General features: G+C 62.8%; 1 protein-coding gene (cut by a window edge). It reads left to right on the top strand.

Annotated features, from left to right (window positions below; translation table 11 throughout):
* Nucleotides 1–2: 2 nt before the first annotated feature.
* Nucleotides 3–20514, top strand: partial view of an Ig-like domain-containing protein gene (locus D2V07_RS05160; protein WP_158586769.1) — the 5' portion only. 18029 nt of this gene lie beyond the right edge of the window; the window shows 20512 of its 38541 coding nt (coding positions 1–20512); the start codon lies at nucleotides 3–5; the stop codon falls past the right edge of the window.

Here is a 20514-nt window from a genome sequence, read left to right as displayed (position 1 = left end):
GTATGAACGACATCAGTTTCAAGGATCTGCGAGCGGCTCTCGCCCGCGGAATTGCAGGGCTCACCGACAAGCGACCGGACTCGCGAGAGCGACGCAGGATCGCGCTGCAAACCAGTTCGATGCTTTCCAACCGGATGACCATCGAGGCGCTGGAGCCGCGCCTGCTCCTGAACGCCGAAGCCGCGACGATTTCCGGCGAGATCGACAGTGCCGGTGAAACCGACAGCTTCGTCTTCCGCAACGAGAAGCCGAAAAAGGTCTATTTCGACAGCCTCACCGATAGCGACAGGATCCAGTGGCAGATCGAAGGGCCGGACGGGATCATCGTGCCGTGGCGCCTTTTCGGCAGCTCCGACGGCGACGACTTTCTGGGCAACAATATCCTCGATCTGGGTGTGGGCGAATACCGGATCAGCATCGACGGGCTGGCTGATGCCACGGGCACTTATGGCTTCCGGCTCCTGGACCTTGAAGATGCGGATCCCATCAACCCCGGCGAACAGGTAACCGGCAGCAATCCCGGCAAGGAGACGCATCTCTACGCCTTCGACGTTACTGCCGGGCAAAGCTTCTTCCTCGACCGGGAGTTCCTGACCTCGGGCACGACCACATGGCGCCTCATCGGGCCGGATGGAGAGCTGGTTTCGGGGCCGCAGGCATTTGCAGATTCGGGCGAATTCACGCTCGGCCGTACCGGAACCTACGTGCTCGCCATCGAAGGGGCGGACGACAACGCCGCCGCTTTCCAGTACGGCTTCACGCTCGCGCCGGTCACCAATCGGGAAGAGACCCTAGGGTTCAACGCGCTGGTGGCCGACCGGATCGAAACGCCGGGGAGCACGATTGCCTATACTTTCAGCCTTGCTGAACGCACGCGCCTGTTGTTCGATTCACTGGTGGCCCCGGAAGGCTTTTCGTGGAGCTTGCAGGGACCTCGCGGGACCGTGGTCGACGCGCGCAGCTTGCAGAATTCGGATGGCTCTTCAGGCAATCCGCTGCTCGATCTGGTTGCCGGCGACTATGTGCTCACGATCGACACATCGGGTGACGCGACAGGCAATTTTGCCTTCCGCCTGCTCGACGGGTCTGATGCACAGGTAATCCTGCCAGGCGCCGGTTTCGAGGCAGCTCTTGGAGATGGTGGCGCCATCGACGTGCTGGAGCGCCCTGCGGGTGCGCCGCTGGATTACAGCGGGGTAACAGACACCAACCACGCATGGGACGTTGATGGACGTTTCGACTTTACCGTGCCCAACCGTCCGGAACTGCAACCTGACGAACTGACGGTCGAAGCCTGGGTGCAGGGCGATGACCGCTATTTCTACCAGGGTCTGGTGACCAAGACGACGTCCACCTACTGGGCTGACGGCTTCGGCCTGTTGCGCGTGGGCCAGTCAGTCCGCTTCTTCGTCAACAACTGGTCCACCAACTTCATCGAAGCCCCATTGACCGACGATGTCTGGTCGCATGTCGCAGCCACGTTCGACGGCGCGATGATGAAGCTTTTCATCGATGGCGAACTGGTGGCCGAGAAGGATTACACCGGGGCGATTGTCCATTCCGATGGCGACCTTGTCCTGGGCGCAGCTCCTGCCTCGTCCTACATCTGGGGCGGCTTGATCGACGATGTGCGCCTGTGGGGGCGCGCGCTGGACGCTGCCGAGATCGCAGGCGCGAAAGACGCGCCGCTCAGCGGCAGTGAAGCGGGACTGCTTGGGTACTGGACCTTTGACGAACCCACCGGCACCGTGGCGGCTGACCTGTCACCGGCGGCTGCTGCTGCCGTGCTGCGCTCCACCCGGTCGAGCGAGACACGGTTGTTCGCGTTCGATGCCGAGGCAGGTTCAGGCTACTTCCTCGATTTCACACAGATTACCGGAACCGACCTGGTCGCCCGGATATACACGCCCGACGGTTCACTTCTAAACGGGCCGACGAGCCTGAGTGATCGCGAACTGCGGGATCTGCCCAGCACGGGGCGCTATCTGATTGCGGTGGAGGGGTATCAAGATTCCTACTTCCCAGCCGGGTTCTCCGCCCGCCTGCTGGCCATTGCCGATCCCGAGGTGAGCCTTACGCTGGGTGCGCAGCAGAGCGGCACGATCGAGCCGGGATCGACCGTTCGCCACACCTTCACGCTGACGCAGGCGACCAGCCTGGTGTTCGATTCCCAGACCGACAATTCCTCCCTGACCTGGACCCTCTCCGGTCCGCGCGGTGTGGAGGTGAACGGGCGTAGCTTCTCCTTCTCGGATTCATTCCGGTACACCGCTGATGGCTCGCTTGACCTGCCGGCCGGGGATTATGTCCTCACCGTCGACGGCGCGGGCGATACGTCTGCCGACTTTGCCTTTGCGCTCATCGATCTTGCCGATGCCCCGACAATCGCTCTTGGCAGCGAGATTGTCGGCGCGCTCGATCCCGCCAATTCAAGCAATGTCTTCACGGTCAGCGGTCTTGCGGGTGACGAGATCACGTTCGACAGGCGAGTGGGCGCGGGCGGAGGGAGCGCGTACCTGCGCCTCTATGATTTCACCGGCAGGCAAGTGCGCTCGCCGATCTATTTCTCCGATTCCGTTACGGTGACGTTGCCGGCTGATGGCGAATACACCGTGGTGATAGAGGGGGCGGTCAATGCGACCGGCGTCGAGGCCTACAGTCTTGAAGCCATCAGGACAGGCTATGTTCTTCAGGACGACCGTTCCACCGGCACCCCGCTGGCGCTGGGTTCGCAGGTGGACGCAACGCTATCAACCGGCAGCGAACGCGACAGCTACACCTTCACCACCACTGGTCCTGCCATCGTCTATTTCGATTCCCTGGTTTACGATTCGAACAAGTACTGGCGGCTGATCGGCCCACGCGGGGTGGAAACCGGCTGGAACCAGTTCGCCGCTTCCGACAGCTACGAGAATTACGGCGATCTCGGGATCGACCTGCCGCTTGCAGGGACCTACCAGTTGCAGGTGGAGGGGCTCTCCGGCGCCTATGCTTTCCGCCTGCTAGATTTCTCCGCCGCCATACCTGTCCCCGTCGACAACACGCGGGTGGACGGCGAGCTCAATCCTTCACGAGAAACCGATCTTTACAGCTTCACCGCCAGCGCTGGCGATCGGGTGATCCTGGATGCGCTGGTGGGCATTAGCGGCTCGATCCGGCTGTTCGATCCGTTTGGTCGACCGATGCTCGGCCCGGTCGGCCTGACGGACCAGGCCATCGATCTGCCATACGATGGAACCTATACCCTGCTGATCGAAGGCCGCGCTTTCAGTACGGCGGCGAGCGACGACTATGCCTTCGCGCTCAGCCTCGTACAGGCCGTGGCACCTGTGTCACTGGCATTGGGCGAGCGGATGGAAGGCGCGGTGGCAGCGCCCGGCGAGACGAGGTCGTACAGCTTCACCCTTGCCGAAGACAGGCTGGTGGTGTTCGACAGCTTCACCAACAACAGCGCGATCACCTGGCGGCTTGTCGGACCTCAGGGCGAAATTGGCGGTTCGATGCGCACTGCCGACAGCTATGAACGCGCGACCTTGCCCGGCGCGTTGCTGGCTGCCGGTGACTATACGCTGGAGATTGCAGGCACTCTGGCGACGACGGGCGATTTCGCGTTTCGCCTGCTCGACATGGAAGCCGCCGCCGTTACCCTGGCAGGCGATGGCAGCGTGACCAGTGGCGATCTCACGCCTTCCAACGAAACGGACGTTTATGCTTTTGCCGCCACGGCAGGAGAGGTGTTGGCCCTGGATGCCATCCAGGCCGCCAGCGGCGGTTCGTTTCGCATAGTCGACCGCTTCGGGCGCGACCTTACCAATGCCGTAAGCTTTTCGGACCGTACGTTCACGGCCGAATTCACAGGCACGTACTACCTGCTCGTAGAGGGGCGCGTCTACGATACGGCCGCCAGCCGCAGCTATGCCTTTGCCTTGCACCGGGTGCTCGATCCACAGCCACAGGTACTGGAATTGGGCGAACTGGTTAGCGCCACCGTCGCCTCTCCAACGCAGGTGTTGCGGTACGAGATCACAGTCGACGAGCCGACCTATATTCTGCTGGATTCGCGGACGCCCGACACGAACCTGCTGTGGAGCATCGAGGGGCCGGAAGGGGAAATCGCCGCCAGTTCGTTCTATTACGCCGATGCGCAGGAAGCCACTTACCAGCGCCTGGCGCTGCTTGCTCCTGGAACATCCACCTTCGTTGTTCGCGGCAATGGCTTTGCTACCGGCACGGCGCAGTTCCGCCTGCTCGATCCCTATGCCGCTGCGTCGCTGCAGCTGGGCCAGCGGGTCGAAGGCGACCTTACCAGTGCCAGTGAGACCGATGTCTTCACCTTCCCTGCCGAATCCGGGAAGCGCTACTACTTCGACAGCATCATCGATCCGGCCAGCGTTACGCTTCGCATCCTTGGACCCGATGGCGATGTGGTGGTGGACAAGCTGGATTACCGGGACGCCAGCTTCACCGCTGTTCGCGATGGCACCTATGCGGTGCTGGTGGAAGGGCGCGTGTGGGACACTGCAGCCACCAAGTCCTACGCCTTTACCCTGCACGAGAACCGCGACACCGTAAGCCCGATCAATATCGAAACTGCCGTCACCGCGCCGTTCCTGCGCCCCGGCAAGGTCGGCAATGCCGTCGCCTTGACCTCGCATGAGGAAGTGCAAATCGACAACCCGGCGCTCGATCTGCGCGAGAACGTGACGGTGGAATTCTGGATCAATCCGGAGCGGCAGCCCGACAACTGGGCGCCCATCGTCTACAAGGCCAACGACGCCAACCAGCGCACATATTCGGTGTGGTTCGAGAACAACGGCTACATCCACATGTCGAGCCAGCGTGGTGGCGCTAATGATTCTATCAGCACGGCCAGCGGCTCGGTCCCCTTTGGCGAGTGGACTCACGTCGCGGCGGTGATGAACCGCACCGCGGGCACGATGGAAATTTACCTGAACGGCGAACTCGCCGCCTCGGCCAACATTTCCACCAACCCCGCTTCGGGATCGCCCGATACGCCGCTGTTCATCGGCGGGACGAGCGAATACAATTCCGATTATCGCCACTTCGAAGGCGGCCTTGACGAGGTGCGCGTATGGAGCGGCGCCCGCAGCCAGGTACAGATTCAGGGTGACATGCTGAGTGGCGCGCCTGCCGACGACACCGGGCTGGTGGCGCGGCTGGGCTTCGACAATTTCGCCGGTGGTTCCACCATCGAAGGCGTCTCGGGGGAGCCCGTTGCCATTCGTTCTGACCTCGCGGGCGTGCCCGGCGCGGTCCTTGGCCGCCTGACCGCGCCCGGCGATACTGCGCAGTACACATTCACCGTTACCGAACGCACGCGGCTGATGCTCGATTCGGTTCACGACAACGACGACTTCACGATCCGCCTGGAGGGATCGGACGGCAGCGTCATCACGCGCAACATGCGCAACGGCGACAGTTACGAATTCGGCAGCGGAGACCCTACCGTAGAGGTCTACCCTGGAACCTATCGCCTGACCGTCAGCAGCAATTCGGGCACGACAGGCGCGTTTGCTTTCCGCGTGCTCGACCTGGGATCAGCAGAGACCATTGCCAGCGGCGAAGTTGTTTCCGGCCAGACGAAGGGTGCGGGCGAGAACTACGCCTGGAAAATCGATCTCACCGCCGGTCAGCGTATTTTCATCGATGCGCTCGCCTATGGCACCAGCGCCGACAGAGCCACCTTCCGCATCATCGATCCGCTTGGCCGCCAGATCCTGGAACGCGCCAGCTTTCTCGATCGCGATGTCGGCGAGGCGCCGCTTACCGGCACCTATACCATCATCCTGGAGAACCGCGTCTGGCACGGATGGCCGGTGGATTTCCGGTTCGCCGTCCACGGCATTTCAGAACCTGTGCCTATCGCCATCGTGCCGGACGGGGCGAACCCCGACGCGCCGCAACTGGTGCCCGGCCAGTCTGGCAACGCACTTGCGCTGCGCGGGGTGGACTATGTCGCCGTGCCCGACGGGCCGGAAATCTCGCCAGCCAAGAACATGACGCTGGAGGGCTGGTTCAAGCTCGATCGCTTCACCGATTCATGGATGATCCTGGCCTCCAAGGGTAACGAACTGGCCGCGTCCCGCCTTTCCTACCACCTGTCGGTCAGTTCCGCCGGACAGCTCAACCTGGATGTGGGCGACAACGCGGGCAACCAGCAGGTGCGCACCGGTACGAACGTCATCCCTACCGGAGAATGGTTCCACGTGGCCGCAGTCGTGGACCGCGACAATGGCGTGATGACGCTTTACGTCAACGGCGTTGCGCAGGCGACTTCAGGCGTGCGCAACTCCCAGATGTTCAACAACGCCGAGCCTCTCTGGATCGGCCGTTACGCGTCCGCACGCACCGATTTCGGCATGGTCGAAGGGGCAGTGGATTCCTTCCGCCTGTGGGACGTGGCCCGTAGCGAACAGCAGCTGCGCGACGGCATGACGTCGCCACCGGCGGAAGGCGCGCCCGGCCTGATCTACGCGCTCGACTTCGAGGATACATCCTTGCCGGGCAATGCCAGCCTGGTGGACATGAACACGCAAGGCGTGTCGGGCCGGATCGACATTCCGGGCGAGACGAAAGTCTACAGCTTCACGCTCGATGAAGAGACGCTGATCTCTTTCGACAGCCTGACGAACTCCTCTGCCCTGTCGTGGTCCCTCGACGGACCATCGGGCTCGGTTGTCGCCGACCGGCGGTTCCACCAGTCCGACTCGGTGGATTTGCGAACGAATTCGACCATGCGCCTTGCGCCGGGGGAATATTTTCTCACTGTCGACGCGCTGGACGGGACGACCGCCTACTTCAACTTCCGCCTGCTGGACCTTGGCAATGCAACGCCGCTGGCGCTGGGTGATCTCGTCGAAGGAACGCTGGACCCGTCGAATTCAACTACGGCATACAAGTTTGCCGGAGCCGAGGGCGAGAAGTTCATCCTCGATGCTATCGCCGTGGCCAACGATATCTACTGGCGGCTGGTCGATCCTTACGGCAAGGATGTGTTCGATTCACGCGGCCTCAACGATATCGACGGGCTGGAACTCCCGCATGACGGCATCTATACGCTGCTGCTGGAAGGCAGGATCAACCACGGCTCGCTCGCCAATTTCGCGTTTCGGCTGACACCCTACAGCCAGACCACCACCGCCTATACGCTGGGTGATCGTGTCGATGGCTCGATCTTGGCCTCGGGAGAGAGCGACAGCTATACATTCACGATCGACGCAACCACGCAGGTCATCTTCGATAATTTCACCGACCGGACGGACATAAACTGGACGCTGACCGGTCCGCGCGGCGCTGTGGTTACGGCGCGTACCCTGCGCGACAGTGACGGTATCAACCAGACCGCCAGCAATCCGCTCCTGATGCTGGAGCCGGGAGACTGGACGCTAACGTTCGACGGGTCAGGCGCAGCGACGGGCGACTACGGCTTTCGCCTGCTGGACCTCTCTACCGCGCAGGAGCTGGCCGCTGGCGGCACCTACAACGGCGTGCTTTCGCAGCAGGGCAGGGAGACCGATCTCTACCGCTTCGAAGCGACGCAGGGCATGGTCTTTGCCTTCGATTCGCTGCAGAACCTGTCCACCAATAACCGCTGGCGGCTGTTCGACCCGCTGGGCCGGCAGGTGTTCGGCCCGAATACCATCTCCGATACCGGGTATCTCGCCGCCAAGCTGGCGGGCACCTACACGCTGGCGGTGGAGGGGCGTGCCTCCAACACTGCCGACGTACCCTACTCCTTCACCTTCGAAGTACCGATCCAGAACCCCGCCAATGGCGAAACCGAGCAGGACTTCCTGCCTGGCGGGCTGCCCTATGTGCTGGTGAACAATCGCGGCGCTGCTGCCCAGGTTGTGGAGCAGGACGGAAACCGCTTCCTGCGCCTGACCGACACACTGGGCACCAACGTGCGGAACAGCGCCTATTTCTCGGCCACCGGGACCGGGCGGCAGGATTCCATCGAACTGGAATTCGATTTTCGCATTACCCCGCGACCGGGACAGGTCGGGCGACCCGATGGCATTTCATTCGGCCTTTATTCGGTGGAGGAGCACGGCTCTGCCGGTCCGGCAAGTGGGGATGCAAGCCCGCTGGAAGTGCCCGGCTCGCTGATGCTGTTCCTCGATACCGACAACGGCGGCACCGGCGATCCCAACGACAACCACGTACAAATCCATTTCAATGGTCCGCGCATTGTCAATTTCGACGATCCGGGTTTCGACCTTGCTTCGGGCGACTGGGCCCATGCCCGCCTGCTGGTGGAGCGCGTTGATGGCGGTGCCACCGTAACGCTGGTGCTGACGCCGGAAGGCGGCAGCGCGATAACGGTGATCGACGGCTATTTCATCGGTGGCTTCGATCTGGACGCCCACCGCGCGGTGTTCGGCGCTTCGCAGGGCAGCGACATCGGCAACCAGGACGTCGACAACGTCAGCGTGGTGATGACTCCGGCTGCCGACCCCATCGTGCCGCTGGTGCTGGGAGATGTCATCACCGGCAATATTGCCGCCCAAGGCGCGGTGCAGCGCTATGGCTTCACGCTGACCGAAGAAACCCGCATCGCGGTGGATACGCTGACGAACAACAGCAATTTCTACTGGCAGATTACCGGACCTTACGAAGGCGAAGGGCCGCGCCGTTTCACCGCAACGGATTCGTGGGAACGCCGAACCGAGAACCCGGTGCTGGTGTTGCAGCCGGGCGATTACGAACTGGCAGTGTCGCCTGGCGGCACCACCACCGGCAGTTTTTCGTTGCGCGTGTTCGATATCGACGCGGGTACAGCCCTGACGCTGGGCGAGGCGCAGGATCTTACACTCAACCCCGGCAACCGGACACAGGCCTACAGCTTCACAGGCGCCGCGGGACAGAAACTGTTTCTCGATTTCGTCTCGGGCTCGAACCTCGCCTACTGGCGCATCATCGATCCCGATGGGGGCATGCTATTCGATGCCGTGCGGCTGGGCGATCTTTCACCGGTGGAACTGCCCCTGGATGGCACCTACACGCTGCTGGTAGAGGGTCGCATCGGCGATGTCTCACCGCAGACGCTGCAATTCGCCGTGCACGATATCACGCAGGCAACCCAGACCCTTGCGCTGGGTGAAGTGGCAACGGGAAGCATCCCCACGCCGGGTGCGCTGCGCAGTTACACCTTCACATTGGCCGAGGCGGCCCTGTTGCATTTCGACAGCATGGCCAACAGCGGCAGCCTGCGCTGGACGCTGGCCGATGCCGGCGGCGCAATCACCGGGCGCGCGTTCGATGCCAGCGATGCCCACGCGCGCAACGATTCCACCGCCATTTACGCGCAGCCGGGTGACTACACGGTGCTGGTTTCCGGCGACGGGGACATGACCGGCGATTTCGCTTTCCGCATTCTCGACCTTGCCGCCGTTGCCACCGAACTGCCTATCGACGCGCCGACCGCGGGGGAACTCGATCCGGCAAACACCACCGATGTCTATTACCTGGACGGGCTGGAAGGACAGCGGTTCTACTTCCAGTCGCTGGGCAACGACCTGAATGGCGAATGGCGTCTGGTCGACAGCCTTGGCAGGCAGGTGTGGCACAATCCCATCGATAACGATTCAGGCGCAATCACGCTGCCTGGTGATGGAAGGTATTACCTGCTGTTCGAAGGGCTGGTTTCCGATGAAGGGACCAATGCCTACCAGTTCCAGGCGACGCGGCTGGACGATCTCGTGGATACCCTTGATCTGGGCGAGACCTACCAGGGCACGCTTGCCAAGCCGTTCCAGTTTGCCTTCCTCGATTTCACGCTGGACGAAGAAGCGCGCATCGTCGTCGATCCCTTCAGCAATGACGGCAATCTCGCATGGACGCTGCTGCGCGACGGGGCGGTCATTGCGGAGCGCGAATTCCTTGCCAGTGACAGTCTGGATTTCACCGCCAATCCCGTCATTACCTTGCCCGCCGGTGACTACCGCCTGCGCGTGCACAACCAGGTGTTCGCTGGCCGCGACTTCGCGATACGCGTGCTCGATCTGGCCGATGCAACAGCGGTAACGCCGGGCTTGCCGGTGTCCGGTACGCTCAGCCCCGGCTCGGAGACTGAAGTCTACCAGTTCGAAGCCGAGGCAGGAGAACAGTTCTATTTCGATCGCGTTACGGCAAGTGGTGCGTCAATTCGCTGGCGCCTGATCGGGCCGACCGGAGTCCAGCTGTTTGCCAACAATTTCGACGATGTCGAAGGTTTCGAAATCCCGCAAACGGGCACCTATACGCTGCTGCTGGAAGGGCGCATCTATGATGCCGCCAATATCGGCAACTACAACTTCAACGTCGTGGAAAGCACGCCCAGCGATCCGATCGTGATCGATCCCCTGGCGGGGGATGCGCCGGACCTGGTACCGGCGCAGTTGGCGGTAACGTCGGTCGACGGGATCTATTCCGGTGGCACTGTAACGGTTTCCTGGAAAACGCAGAACACCGGCGCGGCGGCGGCCGAGGGCAACTGGGCCGACCGGATCATCGTGCGCAACCTTGATACCGGCGAGACGATCGGCAACTACCTTGTTGACGACGGCACCGGCGATCTCGCGGCGGGGGCAGAACGGCAGCGGCAATTCACGCTGACCCTGCCGACCGGCAACAGCGGCGTGGGACGGCTGGAGTTTTCACTGGCCCTCGACGTCGGGAATGCCATTCCCGAAATCGACGCCACCGGCGCGGCAGAGGCCAACAACAGCGCCATCCTCGAGGTGGAATCGACGCTGGCACCGTTCGTCGATCTCGTGGTGAGCGACATCACCGTGACCCCCGAGCAGGGGTGGGCACCGGGCGACCCGGTAACGCTGAGCTGGACAACTACCAATCAGGGCAACAGTGATGCCGTAGCCGGATTCAGCGACCGGATCGAAGTCCGCAACCTCTCGGCCAACAGTACTTTCGTACTGCAAACCGTCGAGAACACGCAAACCCTGGCGGCGGGCGAAAGCCTGACCCAATCGATCCAGATCGCCTGGCCCCAGGGTATCGGCAGCCATGGTAATTTCCGTTTCACCGTCACCACAGATATCCTCGACGATATCGACGAGGCCAATCAGGACGCGACGGCGGAAACCAACAACGCGCTTGTCGAAACGATCGTATCGGCTCCCGACATTACCATTTCCGATCTCGCCATCGCGGAAGGGAACCTGGCTGCGGGCGACACCGTCACGCTCACCTGGACAGAGGCGAATGTCGGGAACGCCGATACGCTGGGCGGCTTTGCCAACCGCATTTTCGTGCGCAACCTCAACACCGGGCAAGTGCTGCTGGATACCGCGGTCGCCACGGACACCGCGCTGGCCGCGGGAGAAAGCCGTTCCAAATCGATCACCTTCACCTTGCCCGACGGGGTGCAGTCGGTCGGCAACATCCGGGTCCTGGTGCAAACCGACCGGGGCCAGGGCGGGGTGGCAGGTACCGTGCGCGAAGTCGCAGCCGGTTTTAACGCAGAGGCCAACAACGACCTGTCGGTGGATACTCCGGTTGTCGCCAGCCCGTACGCCGACCTTCGCGTCGACAATGTCTCCATACCTGCCAACGTACGGGGCGGTGAAACGGCCACGGTCAGCTGGCGGGTCACCAACGCGGGCGATGCCGTGGCCGATGGGGGCTGGGTAGACCGCCTGATCCTGAGCGCGGACGATACCGTGGGCAACGACGACGATATCTTGCTTGGCGAATTGCCCCGCAGCGCGGCGCTGGGAATCCTCGCCAGCTACAACGCCAGCGCGGATTTCACGATCCCTGCCAACATCGGCGGAACATACAGGCTGTTCGTGGTAACCGATGCCGACGGGACGGTTGTCGAGCCGGACAGCCGCGCGGACAACACCAGCGATCCGGTTTCAACCTTCATCATCACCCAGGCGCCGAACCTTGTGGCAGAGGCGGTTTTCGGCCCTGCCGGCACGGTGGCGGGGGGAGAGACCTTCAACGTCTCCTGGCGCGTGCGCAACACCGGGGATGCGGCTGCGCCTGGCGGCCATGTCGACCGGATCGTGCTGTCTGCCGACGATACGGTGGATGACGGCGACCTGGTGCTGGCAGAGATCGCCCGCAACGCTTCGCTGGGTGTCGGCGCCAGCTATTCGGTGTCAGTGCCCGTCAGCGTGCAGGATGGGCGCGTGGGACCGTACAAGCTGATCCTCGTCACCGACGCTGGCCAGACCGTGTTCGAGAACGCGCAGGAGGGTGACAACAATGCCGTTTCGGCACCCATCACCTTCACCAGCGCGCCCGCAGGCAACCTTGTCGTCGAAAGCGTAACCGTGCCTGAAGGGGCGGTGCCGGGCCAGACGGTGGAGGTCACCTACGTAGTGCGCAACACCGGCACCGTGGCATCGACTGCCCCATGGCGTGACCGGATCTACGTCGATAACGACACCACCGTGGCAGGCGCCGCTCTGCTGGCGACGGTCGACCGCGCCTTCGATCTGGCCCCCGGCGAAGCGTACGAGGTGACGCAGCTGGTCACGCTGCCCAAGTCGCTGGGCGATGATGGCTATCATATCATCGTTCGCGCCGATGCGTTCGGGCAGGTGTTCGAAGGCGGGCTAGAGAATGACAACGACGGCGCCAGCCTGGAACTGGTGCTGGCCCACCCGGATCTGGTGCCCGGCGATCTTTCCCATAGTGGGGATGCCGATCTGGAATCGAACACTGTCATCGAAGTGCGCTGGACGATCACGAACACCGGCAGCGGCACCACGCTGGAAGGCTGGAAGGACGAGATCTGGCTGTCGCGTGACGATGCCATCGGTTCCGGCGATATCAAGCTGGGCGAGCTGGTTGCCAATGCGCCGTTGGCGGCGGGCGAGAGCTACGACGGCGTACTGGACGTGCTTCTGCCTATTGATGCCAGCGGCGAATATCGCTTGCTGCTACGCACCGATAGCGGCGGCCAGATTGCCGAACTGAGTGCGGGCGAGGCAAACAATATTGCCGCCACCGATCTGACCGTGGGCCTTGCCCCCTATGCCGATCTGCAGGTCAGCAATGTCAGCGCGCCCACCCTGACCGTGCAGGACCCCGCACGCGTTACCGTTGACTGGACTGTAACCAACACCGGCACCGGTCGCGGCGCGACGGATAGCTGGGTGGACCGTATCTACGTCAGCCGTGATGCAACGCTTGGCAACAACGACGACATCCTGCTGGGCGAGCTGCTGCACGAGGGCGGTCTGGACGTGGGCACCAGCTATGATGCCAGCCTCGACCTGATCCTGCCGCCCGGCTTTTTCGGGCGCTATACGTTGTATGTACGCTCCGATGCTGTCGACGCGGTGTTCGAAAACGGCGCCGACGGGAACCGCGCGGCCATGGCCGAGCCTTTCGATGTCTCGCCTTTCCTATGGGCAGATCTGTTCGTGGAGCGGGTGGATGCACCCGCCACGGCGCAGTCGGGTGACGAGATCACCATCACCTGGGAAATCGGGAACCAGGGGCCGGGCCTCACCAACACCTCCAGCTGGTACGACCGCATCTATCTAGAACGGCTGGACGGATCGGGGCGCGTACAGCTGGGCAACAACAATCACCTGGGTTTCCTCGCGCCCGGCGCCAGCTACGAACGCACCGCCACTTTCACGCTGCCCGAAGGCATTTCGGGCGACTATCGTATCGTGGTGGAGGCGCCCGGCAGCACCAGTCCGAACAGCGCGCCTTACGAGTTCATCTATACCGGCAACAACGCTGGCAACTCGAACGCCATCTCGGTCTCTCTCGCTCCTTCGCCCGACCTCAAGGTAACCGACATTTCTGCCCCGCAAACGGGTGTGGAGGGCACGGTCATCGACGTCGAATGGACGGTGCGCAACGACGGGCAGGCCGCCGCGCAAGGCACCTGGGTGGACCGTGTCTATCTGCGCAAGGCAGGCGAGGCGGGGCCGGGCACGCTGATCGGCACCTATTCCTACACCGGGCCGCTGGAAGCTGGCACCAGCTATTCCCGGCGCGAGGAAATGCGCCTGCCCGATCGCAGCAGCGACCAGTTCGAAGTCATCGTTATCACCGATGCCACCAACACGGTGTACGAACATGGCGCTGCCGGCAGCAACAACACTCTGGTGGACGACGAGACGATCCTGGTTTCGCTGTTGCCGCGCGCGGACCTGCGCATCGGCGAGATCATCGCGCCGGACATGGTCACGGCGGGGGCGACGGCATCCATAGAGTTCACGGTGTTCAACCAGGGCCTGATCGAGGCGAGCGGCAACTGGACCGATCAGGTCTGGCTGTCGCTGGACGACAAGTTGACCAGCGACGATATCCTGGTGTCCACCCACCAGAACCAGTCGGCCTTGGATTCGCTGGAGGAATACCGCACTCAATCCAATGTCTTCACCGTGCCCAAGCGGTTTCGTGGCACGGTGTACGTGCTGGTAAAGACCGACACCGGCAACGCGGTGGACGAATGGCCGAACGACGGCAATTCCAGTAATGTCGCGGTGCACGAGCTTTACGTCGATCCGATCCCGTTCGCCGATCTTGTGCTCGACAATGTGACCGCGCCGCAGCAGGCCTTCGAAGGCAATACCCTGACGGTGAACTACACCGTCACCAACCGCGGACAGGGCACATCGGACCTTGGCAGCTGGACCGAGCAGGTGTGGCTGACGCGCGACAAGAACCGGCCGCATCCGGGGCAGGGTGACATCCTGCTCAAGACGCTGCGCTATTCCGATGGGGAGCTGGTCGAAGGGCAGGGGTACGACCGAACGGTGGAAGTCACGCTGCCCACCGGCCTGACATCGGGCACCTATTACATAACCCCATGGGTGGACCCTTACGGCTCGCTGCTGGAGGATTCGCTGGCGGTGAACGTCAACCCCGACGATCCCAACGAAATCAATTCCAGCAATTACCGTGCGCGTCCCATCGATATCGTTGGCATCCCGCCGCAATCGACGGTGCGCGACGTCGCCGTGACCCAGGTGACCGCCGACGCGGTTGGCAAGGGCGGAGAGCCGTTCACGGTTTCGTGGACGGTCGAAGCTGGCGGCGATGTAACGGCCAATGGCTGGATCGATCGCATCTACCTGTCCGATACGCCCCTGCTGGAAGACTCGACGCGCCGTTTCGATCTGGGCACCGTGGCCAATCTCACCCCCCTCGATCCGGGCGAGAGTTACACCAATTCCATCACCGTCGATCTCAATCCTGCAGCGGCGGGCATGTACGTAATCGTCGAATCCCAGTTTGCGGCAGACCAGAACAGGCTCGACAACCAGTTCTTCGTTGCCACCGACGTGACAAACGAACCGGCAGACCTGCGCGTTACATCCATCGTCCCCGCTGCGCCCGGCATGCCGGCCTATTCGGGCGAGCTGACCAGCGTCACCTACACGGTGCGCAACGACGGGGCCGATGTCTGGGCAGGTACAGAGTACTGGCAGGACAAGATCTACATCTCCAAAGACCCGGTCTTCAGGCAGGACCGTGCCGAACTGGTGGCGACCATCGTCCAGCCGAACACCGGCATGGCCTCTGGCGAAAGCTATACCAACACGGCCGAATTCGCCCTGCCGCCAGGCGTCGAGGGAGAGTTCTACGTCTACGTCTTCACCAACGCCATCGGCCGGGATCCTACGAGCTACACGCTGGTGGATCGAGGCAGCAACGCGGCCCTGCGCGATTCCGTTTTCGCCAAGGCGGCGTTCGAATTGCCCGAGGGCAACATGGGACAGGCGCAGTTCCCGGTCGAATACCGCGAACCTGATCTGCAGGTTCTGGAATTGATCCTGCCCGACAACATGCAGGCTGGCGGGACCTACGAAATCTCCTTCAAGGTCCAGAATGTCGGCAATCGCGAAACGCGCGAGAGCAGCTGGACCGACCGGCTCTACCTGTCGCTGGACGGTTCGCTCGACAACACCGACTGGCTGATGACGCGCGAAACCTCCCCCGGCGTAGAGGTAAAGGCCGAGGTGGAGCATACCGGCGCGCTGAAGCCGGGTGAATTCTACATCGCCACGGCTACCGTCACGATGCCGTTCGAACTGGAAGGCGAATTCAACGTAATCGCGATGGCCGATTCCGGGCCGCGCCAGTCCGGCTATGGGCAAAGCAGCCTGTCGCCGCGGCTGCGCGGCGTGACCGGCGCATCCGATGGCGAGGTGCGCGAATTCCAGGGCGAGGGCAACAACACCACGGCAGGACAGATAACCCTGTCGCCCTATACGCCGCCCGACCTGCAAGTGACCGAACTGGTCGTACCCGAGCGTGCCTTGCGGGGGCAGAAGTTCACGCTGGAATACACCGTCACAAACAGCGGCGGCGAAGTGCCTGCCCAGCAGAACCGCTGGGACGACCTGATCTACCTGTCGCGCGATCCCTTCCTCGACCTGACGTCGGACAGGTTCCTTGGCAGCGTGCGGCACAATGGCGGCCTCGGCGCGGGCGAAAGCTATGATGTCTCGCTCGACCTGACGATGCCGACCAACCTCGGCACCGATGCCTACTATGTTTTTGTCGTCACCGATCCGGCGCGGTACAATTCCACCGGCACCGTGTTCGAAAGCGACGAACGCAATAACACAGCAGGCACCGTGGACCCGGTCATCATCGACCGCCCGCCGCCGAGCGACATCGAAGTCAGCGACATCGTGGTGCCAGCGGGCGCGCAGCCGGGCGAAGACCTGTCGATCACCTGGCAGGTCACCAACCGATCCACCCAAAGCGCTAGCGGCACCTGGACCGACGCGGTTTATCTATCCACCGACGCGACCTGGGATATCGGCGACAAGCTACTTGGCCGCGCCGACTATGCAGGAACGCTGGCCGAGGGCGAAAGCTATTCGCTCACCCTGAACACCACGCTGCCGGGAACAGCGGCAGGCGACTATCGCATCATCGTGCGCACCGATGTGCGCAACCAGCTGTTCGAGGATGAGGGCGAGGGCAACAACACCACCGCGTCGGCCTCTGCCCTGAACGTATCGGTGGACGAACTGCTGCTGGGCGTGCCGCTGACGGTCGGGCTGGAGCCGGGGCAGGAGCGGTTTTACCGTATCGAGGTGCCCCCCGAGCAGACCCTGCGCCTGCGCGTGGGTTCCGATGACGAGCGCAGCATCAACGAAGTCTACGTGCGTCACGATGTGCCGCCGACCTCGTCCCAGTACGATGCCACTTACACCGGACCGCTGGCACAGGAACTGACCGCCATCGTGCCCGACACCGAACCGGGCGTGTATTACGTGCTCGTGCGCGGGTTCGCCGCTCCGGCGGAGGGCAGTCAGGTGACCTTGAGCGCCGATATCCTGCCGCTGGTCATTACCGATATCGACACCGATACCGGCGGAGACGGCAAGTACGTTACCGCCACGATCAAGGGCGCGCAGTTCCACGAGGACGCGATCCTGAAACTCTCACGTCCGGGCATTGCCGAGTATGAGCCGGTGGCGTGGGAAGTGGTGGACGCCTCCACCATCGTCGCCACGTTCGATTTCACCGATGCTCCGCACGGGCTCTACGATCTCAAGGTCATCAATCCCAATGGTGACGAGACGGTCGAGCCCTATCGCTTCCTGATCGAGCGCGGGATCGAGCCGGAGGTCACCATCGGCGTGGGTGGGCCGCGTGTTATCCTGGCAGGTGACCAGGCGACCTATTCCGTTGCCCTGCAGAACCTGTCGAACCTCGATGCGCCCTATACCTATTTCCAGGTCGGCGTGCCGGAACTGAACAACAACCCGTGGGTCTATGGCCTGCCGTTCCTCGACTTCTTCACCAACGTGCGCGGCACGCCTGACGGGGCGGAGGGCGGCCCCAATGCGAACGTGCCGTTCTTCAGCCTGGACTCGATCACCAATACCGACGGCCAATTGCTGACCAGCGGCTTCCTTTACGATCATCCGGCAGACGGGTTCTCCGGCTTTACTTTTAACCTTGAGACATATCCGGGCCTGAAAGGCTTGGCCGATCGCGCGTTCGATCAGTTCCGCGACAAGATGGCGATCCATTTCGCCGATCTCGATCCGATCCTGGAAGAAGGTGGCGAGGCAGCCATCGGCGAGTGGTGGGAAGCGGTGAAAGAAAGCCTGGACGAGCAGCAGCCGGGCGTGGGCCAGGCGCTGGACGCGCTGGATTTCGAAAGCTTCTACAACGCCAACACCGCGGTGCCGGGCAAGGACGAGATCGTCTATATTCCCTACCGTTTCCACATCACCGCCGCCGCCACGACGATGACGCGCGAGGAATTCGTCGCCTTCCAGACCGCGCAAGCGCAGGCGCTGCGGGAATCGATCCTGGCCGATGGCGATGCCGCCCCCGCCTTGCTGGCGCTGGCTGCGGACGAGGGTGAATGGACCGATCTCTTCCTGGCCGCGCTGGAAGAAGCTGGTCTTCTGCGTCCCGATGGCGAAATTCCCCCGATCCGCACGCAGGCGCATGTAATCTCCATGATGGCCGTGCTTGCGTCGGGCATCCTGTTCGGTCCGGCGGGCAGCGATGTGCGCTCCGACGGGGATCTGCCCGGCTTCTTTACCCAGCTGCGCCAGTGGTATGGCCATGAGGAAGGCAAGCTGGCTGCCATCGAGTTCATGGATGCTCGCCAGTCCGATAAGTATGGCGTGCAGGACGTACCCATTCCGCTCATCACCGACTTTGCCGACTATGACCTGGGCTTGAGCAGTCCCACGCATTTCGAATCCTTCCGCATTTTCGTGCCGTGGATCCCGTTTGGCCAGCGCGGTGCCGGGCTGCCTGCCGATTTCCAGATCAATGGACCGGAGCCGGTCGATGGCGATCCCTTCGCGGCGCTCGATTTCAGCAACGTGTTCCAAGAAGAGGGCCAGGTCGGCCGCCTGGCCTCGATCACCGGCCCGCAGACGCTGGAAACCCAGGGCTGGCTGCCGGGCAATGTCGATCTTCCCTATTCCGTCGGCTTCGAAAATGCCGAGGGTTCGGGCGCATTCGTCAACGAGATCCGCATCGTCACCGAGCTGGATCCCGACCTGGACCCGCGTTCCTTCAATTTCGGCGACATCAAGATCGGCGATATCACGATCGACGTTCCCGATGGCCGCAGCAATTTCCAAGCGGAAATCGACTTTACCGCGACGCGCGGTTTCGTGCTGCGCGTCAGCGCGGTGATCGACCTGTTCCAGGAACCGGCAAGTGCAAGCTGGCTGATCCAGGCAATCGACCCGTTGACGGGCGAAGTGTTGCAGGACGAGACACGCGGCTTGCTGGCGCCAAACACCGCGCAGGGCAACGGCGCAGGCTTCGTGAACTATTCCGTGCAGCCGCGCGACGACCTGCTGACAGGTGAGCGGATCACCGCGCAGGCACGCGTGGTGATGACCGGCTTTGCGCCGGAAGACACCACGGTGCTGAGCCAGGTGATCGACAATGCCGCGCCCGAAAGCACGATCACGGCAACGCGGATCGGCACTACCAGCGATTTCAATATCACCTGGGACGTGGAGGACGACGCGGCCGGTTCCGGCGTGAAGCACGTTACGCTTTACGTTGCCGAGAACGGCGGCGATTTCCGTATATGGCAGCGGCAGGTTCCGCAGGCCAGCGGCGAGGAAATCTTTGCCGGTGAGGCAGGCAAGACCTACGAATTCCTGGCACTTGCGACCGATATCGCGGGCAACCGCGAGGTGCCGCGACCCGGCGTGAACGCGGTTGACGATGGCTCTTCCGTCAATCTGGGCGGTATTCCCAGCGTACCGGGCACAACTGCGCCCAATTTCGGCCAGCCTCTGCCGGTCTCCCCGGAACCGTCCAGCAACGCGCTGTTCCTGGCCGCGCAGGCCAATGTGCCTTCTGCCGATCCGCTCACGCGGCCGAGCGAATTCGACTCCGTCCTCAGCCCGTTTATTGGCAACGCCTTTGCAACGGGCATCGGCCAGTCCGACGCGGGCATCGGCCCGATGGCCATCGTCGAAGCGCCGAACGGCGACATCCTGATTTCGGGCGGTGCCAATCGCGGCACGATCTGGCGCTTCGATGCCAATGGCGGTGTGGCTGGTGAACCCCTGGCGCAGCTTGATGTGCCGGTGTTCAACATGGCTTTCGATCAGCAGGGCAGGCTGTGGGCAACGACCGGCGGCGGCGCGCTGGTGCTGCTCGATCCCGATAGCGGCGAGGTGCTGGATAGCTTCGGCGACGGCATCACCATCGCCATCGCAGTCGATCCCGATGACGGGACGATCTACGTCTCCACCAACAACGGCATCTCGACGTTCGACCCCGATACAGGCACCTTCACCCAGTGGAGCCGCGACGAAGACCTGCGCGTGGGCAGCCTTGCCTTCGACGAAGCGGGCGACCTGTGGGCCGTCACCTGGCCGGACCGGCGACAGGTGGTGAAATTTACCGACCGCGCCCGCGCAGAAACCGTGCTGACATTTGACGCGCCTGCGGATTCCCTCACCTTCGGCAAGGCCGGAACGCAGCTGGAAGGCCTGCTGTTCGTCTCCCACACTTCGGGCGATGTGGGCAGCGACGGGATCGCCGTCGAGGGCAGCGAGC

The organism is Aurantiacibacter zhengii, assembly GCF_003584125.1.
Taxonomy (GTDB): Bacteria; Pseudomonadota; Alphaproteobacteria; order Sphingomonadales; family Sphingomonadaceae; genus Alteraurantiacibacter; species Alteraurantiacibacter zhengii.
The sequence above is the reverse complement of the archived record's forward strand: the minus strand, read 5'-3'. Positions and strand labels throughout refer to the sequence as shown.